Source organism: Bifidobacterium callimiconis, assembly GCF_003952005.1.
Lineage (GTDB): Bacteria > Actinomycetota > Actinomycetes > Actinomycetales > Bifidobacteriaceae > Galliscardovia > Galliscardovia callimiconis.
The window spans coordinates 62705-79820 of the sequence record NZ_QXGJ01000005.1; the positions used below are offsets into that span (position 1 = coordinate 62705).

The 17116-nt window shown below is 62.5% G+C and carries 5 protein-coding genes; all 5 read left to right on the plus strand.

Features of this window, described 5'->3' with window-relative positions:
* The first annotated feature begins 7 nt into the window (after nucleotides 1-7).
* The 5 genes from D2E23_RS05900 to D2E23_RS05920 all read left to right on the plus strand — a co-directional run bounded on the left by D2E23_RS05900 (nucleotide 8) and on the right by D2E23_RS05920 (nucleotide 17065).
* A complete protein-coding gene (locus tag D2E23_RS05900; protein ID WP_164520711.1) occupies nucleotides 8-5542 on the plus strand; it encodes a glycosyl hydrolase 53 family protein in 5535 nt (1844 codons plus the stop codon).
* A 556-nt stretch (nucleotides 5543-6098) separates the two neighbouring features.
* Complete coding sequence (locus D2E23_RS05905; protein ID WP_126030056.1) at nucleotides 6099-10733, plus strand: RICIN domain-containing protein; 4635 nt, start codon at nucleotides 6099-6101, stop codon at nucleotides 10731-10733.
* A 256-nt stretch (nucleotides 10734-10989) separates the two neighbouring features.
* Nucleotides 10990-12327, plus strand: coding sequence for an RNA-binding domain-containing protein (locus tag D2E23_RS05910; protein WP_126030057.1), 1338 nt, complete (start codon nucleotides 10990-10992; stop codon nucleotides 12325-12327).
* Nucleotides 12328-12734: 407 nt separating this feature from the next.
* On the plus strand, nucleotides 12735-14543 hold the full coding sequence (locus tag D2E23_RS05915; RefSeq protein WP_126030058.1) for a pectinesterase family protein: 1809 nt from the start codon (nucleotides 12735-12737) through the stop codon (nucleotides 14541-14543).
* Nucleotides 14540-17065: an RICIN domain-containing protein gene (locus D2E23_RS05920; protein WP_126030059.1), complete on the plus strand. Its 2526-nt coding sequence runs from the start codon at nucleotides 14540-14542 to the stop codon at nucleotides 17063-17065. The genes D2E23_RS05915 and D2E23_RS05920 overlap by 4 nt, the downstream gene beginning before the upstream one ends.
* Nucleotides 17066-17116: the final 51 nt, after the last annotated feature.

Genomic DNA, 17116 nt, shown 5'->3' on the forward strand with positions numbered 1-17116 from the left:
GAAGAGAATGAGCAGGAAACCCCTGGCTGCGGTATGCGCTGCCGTGGCGGCGCTGTCGATGCTGGTTCCGGCGTCGATGGCATCCGCCGCGACAACGTCGAGCACCGCGGCAAACACCACTGCAAACGTCGGGCAGGATTACGCCTCGTCCAGCGCCGCCAAACGGGCCGAGGCCGCAAAGAACGCGGCGTCCGCGCAGCAGCAGCTTCTTGAGGAGTCGTCCCAGACTCCGGCGTCCGCCGCGCCCACCGCGGAGAACCCCAACTATCCCCCGGCATGGAACGAGGGCACCGACACCGGCGTGACGAAGCTTCCGGCCAGCGTGACCGGCGTCTCCTCCATGACCGCCGACACTGTGCGCGGCGTGAACCTCACCTCGTACCAGGCCGAGAAGACCGCGGGCGTGAAGTTCCACGACTTCAACGGCAACGAGATCGACGACGCCGGCCTGATGCAGCTGCTCAAGGCCAGCGGCGTGAACTATGTGCTGCTCAAGGTGGCCGTGAACCCCGCCGACGCCAAAGGCAACACCTACGGCGGCGGCAACCCCACGCTCGACAACGCGCTGAAGACCGCCAAGGTGGCTCAGGCCAACGGTCTCAAGGTGAACATCCAGTTCCTCTACTCCGACTTCTACACGTCCAAGACCGTGCAGAAGCTGCCGAAGGGCTGGCCCACCTCCAAGGACGACCTGAAGACCAAGGTGGCCGACTACACCAAGCAGTCGCTCGCCACGCTCAAGTCCGGCGGCGTGACCCCCGATATGGTCACGATCGGCAGCGAGATCAGCTCCCCGTACTACGAGGACAAGGCGCTGCAGGGCGGCTTCCTCGGCATGGACAACTGGGAGGCCATCGCCACGCTCATCGAGGAGGCTAGCAAGGCCATCTCCGCCAACAGCAGGAACACCAAGATCGCTGTGGGCGTCTCGTCCGTCACCCCGGTGCTGGTCACCACGTACGTGGACATGCTCAAGTACTACAAAGTGGACTACGACGTGCTCGGCACCAAGGTGTACGCCGCGTACGACGACCTTGCCGCCCTCGCGCAGACCCGCAAGATGGTCTCCGAGGAGTACGGCAAGTCCATGACCGTACTCGACACGCTCTACCCGTTCACGCAGTACGATTCCGACGGCCAGTCCAACACCACGGGCGGCGACGATCTGATCGCCGCCGGCAAGACGCTCAGCCCGCAGGCGCAGGCCGACTACATGCGCAGCCTGTGCAAGTCGATCGTCTCCGCCAAGAACAACGCGAACGGTGCCGGCGTGTTCTACGGCGACGCCACGTGGATCGCCGTCAAGGCCGGTCTGTGGCACGCCGACGACAACTGGAACGCCGCCAACGAGTACGGCACCGGCTGGGTGAGCAAGTACGCCGCCGACTACGTGGACTACGCGAACAACGGCGGCGCCTCCCAGCAGGATGACGCCGCGCTGTTCGACGATCTCGGCCAGCCGCTGCAGTCCCTGAAGATGTTCGCGCAGCTCGCCGCCGCGAACCCGTCCGACGCCGATCTGGTGCCCGCCGCGCAGGACCCGTACGCCGACGGCTCCGACACCGGCGCATCCAAGGAGACCGCATCCGTGGAATCCATCCCCACGGTGACGAACGACACCATCCGCGGCGCCGACGTCTCCAGCTACCAGGCGCTCTACGCGGCCGGCGTGCGCTTCAAGAACTTCGAGGGCAAGGAAGAGCCGCTGTTCAAGATCCTCAAGGACAACGGCATGAACTGGGTGCGTCTGCGCCTGTTCAACGATCCGAAGGACGCGCAGGGCCGCTCCTACGGCGGCGGCAACAACGATCTGAAGAACGTGACCGAAATGGCCAAGGAGGCCACCAAGTACGGTCTCAAGGTCAACGTCGACATCCACTACAACGACTTCTACTCGTCGTCGTGGCGCACGCCCAAGGCGTGGAAGGGCCACTCCTACGATCAGCTGAAGACCGACGTGGCCGACTACACCGCCGAATTCATGAAGGCCATGAAGGACAACAACGTGGACCTCGGCATGGTGCAGATCGGCAACGAAAGCAACTGCGGCCTGCTCGGCGTCACCGTGTGCAGCAACGGCTACAGCTTCGACAAGGACCCTAACTGGGGCAGGCTCGTCGAACTCATGAACTCCGCCGCCAAGGTGATCCGCAAGGAATCCCCGAGCACGCAGATCGCCGTGCACATGATGTATTCCGATTCGTGGACCGTCAACGTGATCGCCGACAACTTCCAGAAGTACGGACTCGACTACGACGTGTTCGGCATGACCTACTACCCGTTCTGGTCCGCCGGCAGCGACAACACCGACTCGCACGACGGCATGGCCGCGCTCGTCAAGAGCGAGAAGGTCATCACCGAAACGTACAAGAAGAAGTTCGCGGTCATGGAGTTCAGTCAGCCGTTCACCACGAGCGACAGCGACGGATTCGCGAACAACCTCACCGACGGCGGCGTCAGCGACTACGCGGCCAGCGCTCAGGGCCAGGCCGACGTGATCCACGACATCATGAAGACCGTGACCGAAACCGACAACGGCACCGATCTGGGCCTCGGCGCGTTCTACTGGGAGCCCGCGTGGATCGCCGTCGTGCCCGGCACCAACCACTGGCAGATCAACCGCACGTACTCCAACGACTACGGCACCGGCTGGGCCAGCGAATACTCGAAGGATAACGATCCGAACAACACCGAGTACGACAGCTGGGGCGCATCCGGCTGGGACAACCAGGCGCTGTTCGACGATCACGGCAACGCGCTGCAGTCGCTCAAGGCGTTCACGCAGATCATCGCTGACCGTACCGTCTCCTTCGACACGCAGGGCGGCGACGCCATGCAGTCCGTCACCGTTAAGGACGGCTCCACGATCAGCAAGCCCGCCGACCCGGTGCGCGCCGGCTACTCGTTCACCGGCTGGACCACCGACAAGGAAGGCAAGAACGCGGTTGACTTCTCCAAGCCCGTGACCGGTGACACGACGCTGTACGCGCAGTGGGGCACCAACTCCTACACCGTGCGCTTCCACGCGAACGACGGCTCCAACCCGGAGAAGACCAGCGATCAGAAACTCGCCTACGGCAAGGACGTGGAACTGACCAAGAACACGTTCACGCGCGACGGCTGGACCTTCAACGGCTGGAACACTAAGGCCGACGGCACCGGCGACTCGTTCGACGACGGCCAGAAGGTGAGCAACCTCACCGACCAGGCCAACGGCGTGTTCGACCTGTACGCCAAGTGGACGCCCGGCGTGACCGGACTCGCCATCACCGCGAACCCGACCAAGACCAGCTACCACGTGGGCGACACGTTCGACGCCACGGGCCTTACCGTGGCCGCCAAGCTCGCCGACGGATCGCAGCGCACGCTCGACCAGTCCGAGTACACGGTCTCCAGCCCCGACATGAGCACGGTCGGCACCAAGACCGTGACCGTCACCTACGCGCCCGCCGGCTCGCAGAGCGGCAAGCAGACCGCCACGTTCGACATCACCGTCGAACCCGGCGACCGCAACAGCCTGCAGAACAGTCTCAACGCCGCCGGCAAGCTCAACGAGAACGACTACACCGCCGACTCGTGGAAGGCGCTCGCCGACGCCCGTGAGAACGCGCGCAAGGTGCTGGCCGACCAAAACGCCACGGACAAGCAGATCCAGGATGCGGCCGCCACGCTGGGCGAGGCCACGTCGAAGCTGGTCCGTGCGTATACCGTGCGATTCGATTCGCGCGGTGGCTCCTCCACTGCCGAGCAGAAGGTGGCCGAGGGCAAGAAGGCCGAAAAGCCTGCCGATCCGACCCGTTCCGGCTACACGTTCACCGGTTGGACCACGGATGCCGAAGGCCGTGACGCCTACGACTTCAACACCGCGGTGACCGCCGACGTGCAGCTGTACGCGCAGTGGAAGAACATCGTGGCCGTTGCCGCCCCGGATGCCGTGAGCACGCCGGCCCGCAAGGCGCCGACCCTGCCCAAGACCGTTGAGGTCACGTGGTCCGACGGCAAGACCGCCAAGGCCGACGTGAAGTGGGACGCCGTCGCCAAGTCGCAGTACGCGCAGGTGGGCTCCTTCGACGTGCACGGCACGATCGACGGCTGGGATCAGGGCGTGACCGTGCACGTGAACGTCACGATCGGCACCGGCACGTACGCCATCGCCACCGCGCTGAACGGCGGCGAGCGCGTGTTCGACATCCCCGGTGGCTCCACCGCGGCCCGCGCGAACGTGCAGCTGTATGACCGCAACGGCACCGCCGCGCAGAAGTATCGCGTGACCGCGCTGAAGAACGGCAACTACACGATCGTGAATCAGGGTTCGCGTCTGCCGCTGGCCTACTCGCTGCGCGCCGGCAACGGTTCGCGCATCCAGCAGCGTGAGGGCTCCGACACGTACGGCACCGAATGGCGGATCGACCTGACGGACGACGGTTCGTTCACGATCCGTCCGGCCGTCAACGGCCTGGAGAACATGGCGCTCGACGTGCCCGGCGCGAACAACAGCAATGGCAGTCTGCTGCAGCTGTGGTCGTTCACGCAGGACGGCGTGAATCTGGCCCAGCGTTGGAAGTTCCTCGACGCCACCAGCCCGCGTGAGAAGCTCGACCGCCTGGCCGACGATCATCGCGACGATCTGAAGAACGGCACGTACACGGTGTCGTCCGCGCTTAAGGATTCTGCGGTGCTCGACGTGACCGGCGCTTCGACCGGCAACGGTGCGAACGTGCAACTGTACGGTTCCAACGGCACCGACGCGCAGATCTGGAAGGTGACGCACGACGACGACGGTTATGTGACGTTGAAGAACGCCAACTCCGGCAAGGTGCTCGACGTGTCCGGCGGTTCGGCCAACAACGGTGCGAACGTGCAGCAGTACGACTCCAACGGCACGTACGCTCAGAAGTGGGTGGCTGTGAAGTCTGGCAACGCGTTCAAGCTGGTCTCCGCGCTGAGCCCGAACCTGGTGATCGACGTGTCGGGCGGCTCCTCCGCGAACGGCGCGAACGTGCAGATCTGGGATTCGAACGACACCAAGGCCCAGCGCTGGTCGTTCTCCGCGGCCAAGACGCTGCGCACGCGCATCGATGAGCTTGCCGCCGAGCACAAGTCTGACGTGGCCGAGGGCACGTATGAGATCGCGTCGACGGCTAAGGATTCCATGCGCTTCGACGTGGTGGGCGCCTCCCGTGACGACGGTGCGAACGTGCAGCTGTACGGTGCCAACGGCACGAATGCGCAGCGTTGGAAGGTGTCGATCGACGCCAAGGGCTATGCGACGCTGACCAACGTGGCCTCGGGCAAGGTGCTGGACATCTCCGGCGCATCCACGGCCGAGGGCGCGAACGTGCAGCAGTATGGTTCCAACGGATCGTGGGCGCAGAAGTGGATTCTGGAGAAGAACGCCAACGGTTCGATCACGCTGATCTCCGCGCTGCGTGAGAACTTCGTGATCGACGCGGCCGCCGGCGGCACCACGAACGGCACCAACATCCAGATGTGGAGCTCCAACGGTTCCGCCGCCCAGCGCTGGACCTTCGTGAAGAAGTAGGTTGCTCCACATGCCCTGCGCAGCGGCTTCCCCTTGAGGGGAAGCTGTCACGCGCAGCGTGACTGATGAGGTGGGGCCGGCGTAGCTGGAGAAATAGGATGCCGCAACTGCTTTGACAGTTGCGGCATCCTGCGTTGTCGGCCGACTGCGTCGGCATCACCTCATCCGTCAGCCTTCGGCTGACACCGTCCTGCAAGTGAGGACGGTCTTCGACCGCGTCTTTTTCTGCTCGCCTGTCGGCTCGCCCTCGCCTGAAAACGCCGCTGGCGTTTTCTTTACGGCTCGGCCCCTCAAGGGGAAGCCGGGGTAGTGGGATTCGAGCCCTCCCTCTGTCACGGCTTTGCCGTGACATCTCCCTCCCTTGGAGGGAGAACGAAGCGTTGTATATGACGGTGAAACGCAACTGTTTCGTGTGCGGTTTTTTACGTAGTGTGATCACACTTTTGGGCAAAATATGGCAAATGTGAGCGCTAACTCCCCTTGTAATGTCTACTGATCTTATAATTCGCGTGACTTCGCCCGTCGAGGTGCGGGCGGAAGAAGGGAATTATGAGGTATGAGTAAGGCGAAGAACCCGAGCGGTGCGGCAAGGGCACCGTTCAAAGTGATCGCCGCGTTATGTGCCGTATCCATGGGTATGGCAATGGCGGCGGTCACCACATCGGCTGCCTCGGCGGCGCCCGCAACGGTGCAGACCACCGCGGACGCATCCGTGCAGACCGCGGCCGACACCACCGACACGTCCAACGAGGAACTGGAGATCGCGAAGTCCGGTCTGCCGTCCAAGACGGCACCGTTCGATCAGACGGTCGCATACTTCCTCTGGCCGTATCAGTGGGGTACGCAGAACGTCGGCGACACCAAGACGCCGAAGCAGAGCACGCTGCAGGTGGATCGTGCATCCACCGCGGATGTGAACCAGACCGAAAGCGCGTCGGGCAATGATGCCGACGCTCCGCAGGCCTACAGCCAGAGCGATCTCGCCGCCGGCGAGTACGGATGGAAGGGCCCGGGCACGCGCCCGACCGAGCCGAATCTGAAGTCGCTCGACGCGCAGATCAAGCTCGTCAAGGAATCCGGCATGACGTACGTGAAGACGTCGTACCTGATCAGCCCGCTCAACGCGGCCGACCCGAACTGCGACCAGTCGGTGCCGGGCAACTGCTCGCCGAGCACCGATCTGCCGGATCAGATCATCCAGCACATTCTTGACGCCGGCCTCAAGCCGGTCATCTACTTTAGCCAGGGCAACCCCGACCCCAAGGCCGTGAGCAACCCCGATCCGAACCAGGTGTACAAGACCGTGCCGTCGTTCACCAAGCAGCAGGTGAAGGACACGATCGCCCACGCCATCCAGAAGTTTGCCAACAAGGGCATCATCTGGGAGTCGTTCAACGAGCCGGAGTCCGAGGAGCACTGGCCCGGCGGCAACAACAAGGACGAGGCCAAGATCCAGTGGATCGAACTCGACCAGTTCATCGGCGACACCATCCAGCAGTATGATCCGAACGCCGCCTACGTGTGGGGCAACTTCTCCGGTCCGGGCAAGCTCAGCCAGTACCAGGACGAGATGAAGGCCGCGCACGCTACCGCGCTGTCCGGCCACGGCTACTGGATCAGCTCCCCGGAAGGCCCGCTCGCGTCCAGCCCGGTCGCCGGCTACGACTTCATGGATTCCGAGTTCGGCTGCTCCGCCGGCGGCACCGAGACCAGCTGGTCCTGCGGCTTCGACAAGATCCCGAAGGATTCACGACTGCAGGGCATCTGGCTGATCCGCCAGCTGCTCGTCAAGGACATCAAGGGTCTGAACCTCGCCTCGCCGTACCGCATGGTTGGCTATGATTCGTTCAGCATCAACGACGACAACGATGCGAGCAACCCCGGTGCCGTGAAGACCACCGAGTCGTACGACATTATCAAGAACGTGACGCTGGCGCTCAAGGGTTACAGCTACGTCGACGGCACCTTCCAGAACGCCGACGACGTGTACCGCGCGGTCTACAAGAACAAGGCCGGCAAGCAGAAGCTCGTCTACTGGACGGCCGACAAGCCGACGCTCGACAACGATGAGCAGACCAAGGACGTCACCATCAACTTCGAGAACAACGGCGTGAAGCTCACCGCCAAGGCCGAGCCGCAGGTGTACGAGACGCCCGCCGCCCCGCAGGAGGGCACCTACCTGACCAACCTCACCGCGTGGAAGACCACCGACGGTCAGGTGATCCAGGCCCACGGCGGCTCCGTGCTCAAGGACGGCGACACCTTCTACTGGGTCGGCCAGGGCGCGCCCGACAACGTGCCGACCGACTACAACGGCGCCGGCGGCGTGTTCGCGAACCAGTGGCTGTACACGACGATCAACATGTACAAGTCCAAGGACCTCGTCAACTGGCAGTTCGACAACGCCGTGACCAGCATCGACGACGCGAACGCCGCGGAATACTGCGACGGCAACGTCGACGGACTCACGTCGAAGGTGCTCAACTATAACGAGGGAACTCAGGAAAAGGGCCGTGACGAGTACAAGGCGTTGGTCAAGAAGCACCCGCAGTACCTGCAGAACTCCAAGCTCGGCTGCAAGATCGAACGCCCGCACATCCTCAAGAACGCCAAGACCGGCAAGTACCTGATCTGGGCGCACTGGGAAGGCACCGTGGGCTACGGCTCCTCGCAGCTCGTGGCGTTCCAGTCCGACACCGTGGACGGCAAGTACCAGCCGCTCAAGTGGCAGGACGGCCAGGTGCACGCCCAGCCAAAGGTGAACGTGGACGGCAAGCTCACGCCGGTCGCCTCGCGCGATCTGTCCGCATGGGCCGACCCCGACACCGGCAAGGCGTACATCGTCTCGTCCACCGAGAAGGTGCGTTTGTTCCGACTCAACGACACGTACACGGGCGTGGACCCGGACGGTTCCTACCAGTTCCCGAACGTGAGCTACCGTGAGGCGCCGAGCCTGTTCAAGGAGAACGGCCGTACGTACATGATCACGTCCGCCCAGGATTACTGGGATCCGACGCAGACCGAGTACGCAAGCACGTCGAACATTGAGGACCCGAACGGCTGGACCGGCCTCACCGAGCTGCAGAGCCGCGACGAGGCCCGCAAGAACTGGGGCAACACCGACTCCAATACCCGCACGTACATCGGCCAGCCGACCTACGTGCTGCAGTATCAGGACGCCAACAACAAGCCCACCGTCATGCTGCTCGCCGACGACTGGAACCCGCTGCACAGCAAGACCGCCAACGTGGACACCACCAAGGCCAACTACGTGATGACCCCGGTGAAGCGTCTCGGCGCCAACAAGATCAGCACCCCGTTCCAGCGCACCGTGGTGCCCATGGCCGCCGGCCAGGACCCGTCCAAGATCGTCTCGGTGAAGAACCCCGACCCCGTGACCACCGCGATGGGCGTGGCCCCGAAGCTGCCCACCACCGTCAAGGGCGTGTGGGCCGACGGCAGCGAGACTGATGAGGCTGTGTCGTGGGATGCGGTTTCTGCGGATTCGTATGCGAAGCCCGGTTCGTTCGAGGTGAAGGGCAAGGCGGCCGGTCTTGATGTGACGGTGAAGGTGACGGTGGAGAACGCTCCGGTGAGTGTGGAGAAGCTTGCGGATGTGACCACGAATGTGGGTACGGTGGCGCAGCTGCCCAAGACCGCGAAGGTGAAGTGGGCCGATGGTTCCACGACCGAGGAGGCCGTGGACTGGAGTTCCGTGGATTCGCAGCGGTTCTTCACCATCGGTTCGTTCACCGCGACGGGCAAGGCGAAGGGTCTGGATGTGACGGTGAACGTGGACGTGACGTTGAAGGACGGCACGTATGTGATCGCCACGGCGATGGAGGATGGTTCGCGCGTGGTGGATATGACCAATGCGTCCAAGGCCGTGGGTGCTCGTGCGCAGTTGTATTCCGCCAATGGCACGATGGCGCAGCGTTTCAAGTTCAGGCATCTTGACAATGGCAACTACACGATCAAGAACGTGAACTCCGGTCTGTTCCTTGCTCATGGTGATGTCGCCGGTGAGGCCGTGACCCAGCAGAAGGATGATGCCGGCGCGGCGATTGAGTGGGAGTTGTCGGGTACTGATTCCGCGTTGACCATCGCTTCGGCCAGCACGAGTCTTGCGCTTGATGTGCAGGGTGGCGTGAATGCCGATGGCATCGCGGTTCAGGTTTTCGATGGCAACGGTTCCGTGGCCCAGCAGTGGAGGATCAGTGGTGCGGAGACTCCGCGTGATCGTCTCGACAGGCTGGCCGACGAGCATCGCAACGACATCGCCGACGGTACGTACAAGTTCGCCGCGGGCAAGAGGAACGCGGAGGTGCTTGACGTGTCGAATGGTTCGCATGATGATGGCGCGAACGTGCAGATCTTCTCCGGCAACGGCACCGACGCTCAGGCGTGGACCATCAGGCACGACGCCGACGGCTATCTGACCATCACCAACGCCGGCTCCGGCAAGGTGCTTGACGTGTCGAATGGTTCCACCGATCCGGGTGCGAACGTGCAGCAGTTCTCCGGCAATGGCACCTGGGCTCAGAAGTGGATCGCGGTGTCCACCGCGAACGGCTTCACGATCCAGTCCGGCGCCGCGGAGAATCTGGTGCTCGACGTGGCTGGCGGCGACACCGCGGATGGTACCAATGTGCAGATCTTCTCTTCGAACGACTCCGCGGCCCAGCGCTGGCGTCTGAAGAAGACCACCACGAGCCGGGATCGTCTCGACAAGCTGGCCGCCGATCACCAGGGTGATGTGGCGGACGGCACGTACGAGATCGCGTCCACGGCCAAGAAGGCCATGCGCTTCGATGTGGCTGGTGGCTCCTCGGATGATGGCGCGAACGTGCAGCTGTACGAGTCCAACGGCACCGACGCCCAGGCGTGGAAGGTGTCGCACGACGGGAACGGCTACGTGACGCTCACCAACGCCAAGTCCGGCAAGGTGCTGGACGTCTCCAACGCCTCCACGGGCGATGGCGCGAACGTGCAGCAGTGGTCGTCCAACGGTTCCCGTGCCCAGAAGTGGGTGCTGGTGAAGGACAAGAACGGTGCGGTCACCCTGCATTCCGCCCTGCGCGAGGACTTCGTGATCGATGCCGACAACGGTGGCACCACGAACGGAACCAACATCCAGATGTGGTCGTCCAACAACTCCGCCGCCCAGCACTGGACCTTCAACAAGAAGTGATCCAGTACCGCGCATATCGCCATCGGCTTCCCCTTGAGGGAAAGCCGCTACACGCAGCGTAACCGATAAGGTGAACCGGCGTAAGCCGGGAAAAGGAATGCCGCAACTGCTTTGGCAGTTGCGGCATTCTGCGTTGTTGGCCGACTTTGTCGGCGTCACCTCCCGGCAATCACGGCTATCTATCAATCTATTAACGATAAGATAAGATAAGATTTAATAAGATAAGATAAGATATAAGATCGGATACGGCAGGAGAATGATCGATATGGTGGAATCGTCGGAGGGACTGCATACGGAGTTCAAGCGGGACTGGGTGCAGGGCGCCAAACGCTCGGCAGTTGCGTTTGCGAATACGGATGGTGGAACCATCTGGCTTGGCGTGGATGATGACGGGCGTATTTGTGGTGTGGAGAATGCCGATGAGTCGATGAGACAGGCCACACAGGCGATTTCCGATGGCATACGTCCCGATCTGATGCCTTTCGTATCGGTTGAATCGGAAGCAAGAGATAAGGCTGTGGTTGTTGCGGTGCGTGTCGGGCGCGGGACGAATAGGCCTTACTATTTGGCGGACAAGGGCATTCGCCCGGCCGGAGTATATGTGCGATCGGGGGCCGCGTCGATTCCTGCTTCGGAATCTGCGATCGTGGACATGCTGCGGAACACGGCCGGCGATTCATATGAGGAGGCTGTAAGCATTACGCAAGACCTGACGTTCCGATCGGCGGAGCATGCGTTCCATAACGCTGGAATGGCATTCACCACTGCATCTATGCGTACGTTGGGCATGGTGAATGCGGATGGCATGTTCACGAATCTGGCATGGCTGCTGTCTGACCAGTGCACGGTGTCGATCAAGGCGGCAGAATTCACCGAGTCTGACAAGGAGACGTTCTTGGACCGTCAGGAGTTTTCCGGATCCTTGTTCGATCAGATCGATCAGGTTGCGGCATTTGTGAATCGTCATAATCCGGTAAGCTCCCGGACCGAGGGACTGAAACGCGTGGATGAGTATGCGTATACGCCATTGACATTGCGTGAGGCGCTGCTGAACATGATCGTGCATCGTGATTATGCGTTGGGCGCTCCCTCGTTGGTCAGCGTGTTCCCAGATCGTATGGAATTCCTCAACCCGGGTGGCTTGCCGGACTCGTTGACTCGCTCTGACATGTTCAACGGCATTTCGTGCCAGCGCAATCCCAAATTGGCGAATGTGTTCTACCGGCTGCATCTTGTGGAGGCCTACGGAACGGGAATTCGCCGTATTCTGGCGGATTATTCCGGAGAGGCCGATCAGCCGGAATTCAACATCAGTGATCATGTGTTCCGGCTTGTACTGCCTCGGAGACGTTTTGCCGGTCAGGGAACGGGTGACGATCGATCGCATAGTGATTCTCCGCAGCCGGTGAATGACCGGGAACGTAGAATTCTTGATTATGTCGAGAAGCATGGTGTCGCTACCCGTGCCGAGGTGCAGTCGCTGTTGGCTGTTTCGCAGGCGACCGCGGCGAAGCTGCTTCGTTCTCTTATGCAACGGGACATGATCGTGCGCGAGGGCAACGGCCCGGCAACGGTGTATCGCCTGACTGAATAAAGTATGGCGAAGTCATGAGGCAGTAAGGAATCTGATATTGAGCTTAATTTTGAACTGGATTTCGTTGGATTCAATATACTGAAGGTGTCGATGAAAGGGCCGGCTCAACTGCGAAGCACTTTAGGTGGCCACTTGAACGTTCAGCTTCGTTGGGTTCTGATTCGATAGGGCGATTAAGGCGTCCTCTTTAGCTGCAAAGGCCGTCGATGATACGACATCGGCGGCCTTTAGCATACGTTGAGGCGGATATCCTTGTCCGCGACGTCCGCAGCGGTATCGGAGGGGATGCGTAGGGGGCAGGCGCGTCGTATGATGGGCGCAGACGGCCTCGGCCGTTGCAACAGGTGAGACGACAAGGCTGTTGTTTGTGTTTTTGCCGCCTCGTTGGTTCGAGAGATCAAGGCATCATGATGACGCATGAGAACACCGTATGGAAAACGGCGTTGGGCGTGATCGCGGCCGGGGCGATGGCGCTTGCCGTCGCAGTGCCGGCCAATGCGGCCACGACCACGTCGGAACAATCCGATACCACCATCACTTCAACAAATCAGACGACCGATCCGGCCACATCCGAATTCCCCGGCACCCCCGGCGAGACCGAAGCCAAGGACACCACGATTGACTTCGCGTCCACGGACGGGCTCAAGGATGCGTCCGGCAATCCGATCGCCGCGGACGCCACCGGCACCGCGAAGATCGAGCAGGCGCAGGGTTCGTTCAACGCCGTCAAGGTCGACGCGACCGCGACCGGCGCCAAGTTCGCCGTCCGCTCCACCAACAAGGACGCGCAGATCAACGCCGGCACCGTGCTTTACATCCCCGTCGCGTATGACGCCAAGGGCGTGAGCGTGAAGATCGCCGCCTCGCAGGGCAACACTGCCATCGTCGTGGATGGCGCCGACCACACCACGAACGAGGCTGTGACCGTCGCGGACGCCAACAAGGCCGACTTCCCCAAGTACGTGAAGGTCGAGTTCACCGCGGCCAACTATGCCACCGCGATCGTGATCGACTACGCGTCCGACAGCGGCTACGGCACGCCCGACGTGCAGGCGAAGGACAAGACCTACACATTCAACGCGTCGAACGCCAGCCTGCTCAAGGACGCCAACGGCAACGCGGTGGACGCCGCGAACCCGACCGTACAGGGAGCCAAGGGCAGCTTCGACGACATCAAGATCGACGCCACCTCCGGCAAGGTGTACCTGCGCGCATCCGACACCCAGGTGAACGGCGGCACCACGCTGTACCTGCCGATCGCCGCCGACGCGCAGGGCGTGAGCGTCACTGTGCAGGGCAACAACAACGCCAATCTCGGCCTCCAGCTCGACGGCAATGACATCGCCGTGGGCAAGGCGGCCGCCGTCCCCGCATCCTCGGATGGCAGCGCCCGTTACGTGCCGTTGAGCTTCACCGGCACGGGCAGCTTCTACCTGACCACGATCAGCGTGGACTACGGTTCCGATACGCCGGCCGCCACGACCCGCACGGTCACCGTCGGCAAGGGCGCGGACTACCAGTACCAGACCATTCAGGACGCGCTCAACGCGAACGACTCCTCGCTCACCGACCGTCTGACGCTGAAGATCGCGCCCGGCGACTATCAGGAGCAGGTGACGGTGACCAAGCCCGGCGTGGTGTTCCGCAACGCCGACGAGACCGCCAAGCAGGCCGTGACCATCCACGAGGCGTACTACGCGGCGATGGGCGACGTGACGCCCGACAAGGACGCGAAGTACGACAAGGCGCACGCGGCCGGTACGAACACGTCCGGCACGGTGCTGGTGAAGGCCGACGGCTTCAGCGCGTACGGCATCACGTTCCAGAACGACTTCAACATCACCACGCACCCCGAGGAGGGCTCGCAGACCCCGGCCGTGGCGTTCTACTCGTCCGCCGACAAGGTGAATCTGGTGAACTGCCGTATGATCGGCCGCCAGGACACGGTGTGGTTCAACGGCAACGGTCGCGTGAACGTGGAGAACAGCTACATCGAAGGCACCGTGGACTTCGTGTTCGGCTCGGCCGACGCGTATATCTACGACACCACGCTGCACATGGCTCACTTCGCGGGCAAGGACAACGGCTACTTCACCGCGCCGAACACGAATAAGGACCACACCGGTCTGGTGTTCGACAAGTGCGTGTTCACCGTTGACGCGGGCAATGGAAGGCGACGCTGGGTCGTCCGTGGCAGACCGAGGTCAAGCAGGTGACCGACGCGTCCGGTGCCATCACCGGCTACGATTTCACGCAGCAGGAGACCGGCAAGTATCCGGCGGGTGCGTCGAGCGCCACCACGGTGCTGGAGTCCAAGGTGTCGGGTGTGAAGGCCACGGTGACCAGTGGCGGCCAGAAGGTCGATACGCGCTGGAGCACCTGGTCGCGCAAGCTCGACGGCAAGAATGTGGACGTGAGCTACCATCCCGCCGTGCGATTCGTCGAATACAACTCGACCGACGAGAACGGCACGGCCGCGCCGACCTACGACTACACGGTGACCGACAACGCCCAGCGCAAGGAATTCCTGGTGGGCAAGGGCGTGACGCTGACCGCCGATCAGCTGACGTCCACGCGCTCTGATCTGCTTTCCAAGATGGACATCGGCACGGGCGCCGGCAAGTGGGATCCGTCCGCTGATAACAGCACCACGCCTCCCGAGCCGCAGAAGACCGCCGTTTCCGTTGCCGCTCCGGCCGGTGTGACTACGCAGGCCGGTACGGCTCCGACGCTGCCCGCCACTGCGAAGGTGACGTGGTCCGATAATTCCGTGACCGATGAGACGGTGACATGGGATGAGGTACCCGCCGAGTCGTATGCGCAGGCCGGCACGTTCGAGGTCAAGGGTAAGGCGGCCGGTCTTGACGTGACGGTCACGGTGACTGTGGAGGCGGCGCCCGCTCCTGAGAAGACTGCGGTTTCCGTTGCCGCTCCGGCTGGCGTGACGACCCGCGAGGGTGTGGCTCCGACATTGCCGAAGACCGCGAAGGTGACGTGGTCTGATAATTCCGTGACTGATGAGGCTGTGTCGTGGGATGCGGTTTCTGCGGATTCGTATGCGAAGCCCGGTTCGTTCGAGGTGAAGGGCAAGGCGGCCGGTCTTGATGTGACGGTGAAGGTGACGGTGGAGAACGCTCCGGTGAGTGTGGAGAAGCTTGCGGATGTGACCACGAATGTGGGTACGGTGGCGCAGCTGCCCAAGACCGCGAAGGTGAAGTGGGCCGATGGTTCCACGACCGAGGAGGCCGTGGACTGGAGTTCCGTGGATTCGCAGCGGTTCTTCACCATCGGTTCGTTCACCGCGACGGGCAAGGCGAAGGGTCTGGATGTGACGGTGAACGTGGACGTGACGTTGAAGGACGGCACGTATGTGATCGCCACGGCGATGGAGGATGGTTCGCGCGTGGTGGATATGACCAATGCGTCCAAGGCCGTGGGTGCTCGTGCGCAGTTGTATTCCGCCAATGGCACGATGGCGCAGCGTTTCAAGTTCAGGCATCTTGACAATGGCAACTACACGATCAAGAACGTGAACTCCGGTCTGTTCCTTGCTCATGGTGATGTCGCCGGTGAGGCCGTGACCCAGCAGAAGGATGATGCCGGCGCGGCGATTGAGTGGGAGTTGTCGGGTACTGATTCCGCGTTGACCATCGCTTCGGCCAGCACCAGTCTTGCGCTTGATGTGCAGGGTGGTGTGAATGCCGATGGCATCGCGGTTCAGGTTTTCGATGGCAACGGTTCCGTGGCCCAGCAGTGGAGGATCAGTGGTGCGGAGACTCCGCGTGATCGTCTCGACAGGCTGGCCGACGAGCATCGCAACGACATCGCCGACGGTACGTACAAGTTCGCCGCGGGCAAGAGGCACGCGGAGGTGCTTGACGTGTCGAATGGTTCGCATGATGATGGTGCGAACGTGCAGATCTTCTCCGGCAACGGCACCGACGCTCAGGCGTGGACCATCAGGCACGACGCCGACGGCTATCTGACCATCACCAACGCCGGCTCCGGCAAGGTGCTTGACGTGTCGAATGGTTCCACCGATCCGGGTGCGAACGTGCAGCAGTTCTCCGGCAATGGCACCTGGGCTCAGAAGTGGATCGCGGTGTCCACCGCGAACGGCTTCAAGATCCAGTCCGGCGCCGCGGAGAATCTGGTGCTCGACGTGGCTGGCGGCGACACCGCGGATGGTACCAATGTGCAGATCTTCTCTTCGAACGACTCCGCGGCCCAGCGCTGGCGTCTGAAGAAGACCACCACGAGCCGGGATCGTCTCGACAAGCTGGCCGCCGATCACCAGGGTGATGTGGCGGACGGCACGTACGAGATCGCGTCCACGGCCAAGAAGGCCATGCGCTTCGATGTGGCTGGTGGCTCCTCGGATGATGGCGCGAACGTGCAGCTGTACGAGTCCAACGGCACCGACGCCCAGGCGTGGAAGGTGTCGCACGACGGGAACGGCTACGTGACGCTCACCAACGCCAAGTCCGGCAAGGTGCTGGACGTCTCCAACGCCTCCACGGGCGATGGCGCGAACGTGCAGCAGTGGTCGTCCAACGGTTCCCGTGCCCAGAAGTGGGTGCTGGTGAAGGACAAGAACGGTGCGGTCACCCTGCATTCCGCCCTGCGCGAGGACTTCGTGATCGATGCCGACAACGGTGGCACCACGAACGGAACCAACATCCAGATGTGGTCGTCCAACAACTCCGCCGCCCAGCACTGGACCTTCAACAAGAAGTGATCCAGTACCGCGCATATCGCCATCGGCTTCCCCTTGAGGGAAAGCCGCTAC

Excerpts from the sequence above, each read along its gene's own strand:
- D2E23_RS05900 (WP_164520711.1), top strand. The coding sequence starts at position 8 with ATGAGCAGGAAACCCCTGGCTGCGGTATGCGCTGCCGTGGCGGCGCTG.
- D2E23_RS05905 (WP_126030056.1), top strand. The coding sequence starts at position 6,099 with ATGAGTAAGGCGAAGAACCCGAGCGGTGCGGCAAGGGCACCGTTCAAA.
- D2E23_RS05910 (WP_126030057.1), top strand. The coding sequence starts at position 10,990 with ATGATCGATATGGTGGAATCGTCGGAGGGACTGCATACGGAGTTCAAG.
- D2E23_RS05915 (WP_126030058.1), top strand. The coding sequence starts at position 12,735 with ATGATGACGCATGAGAACACCGTATGGAAAACGGCGTTGGGCGTGATC.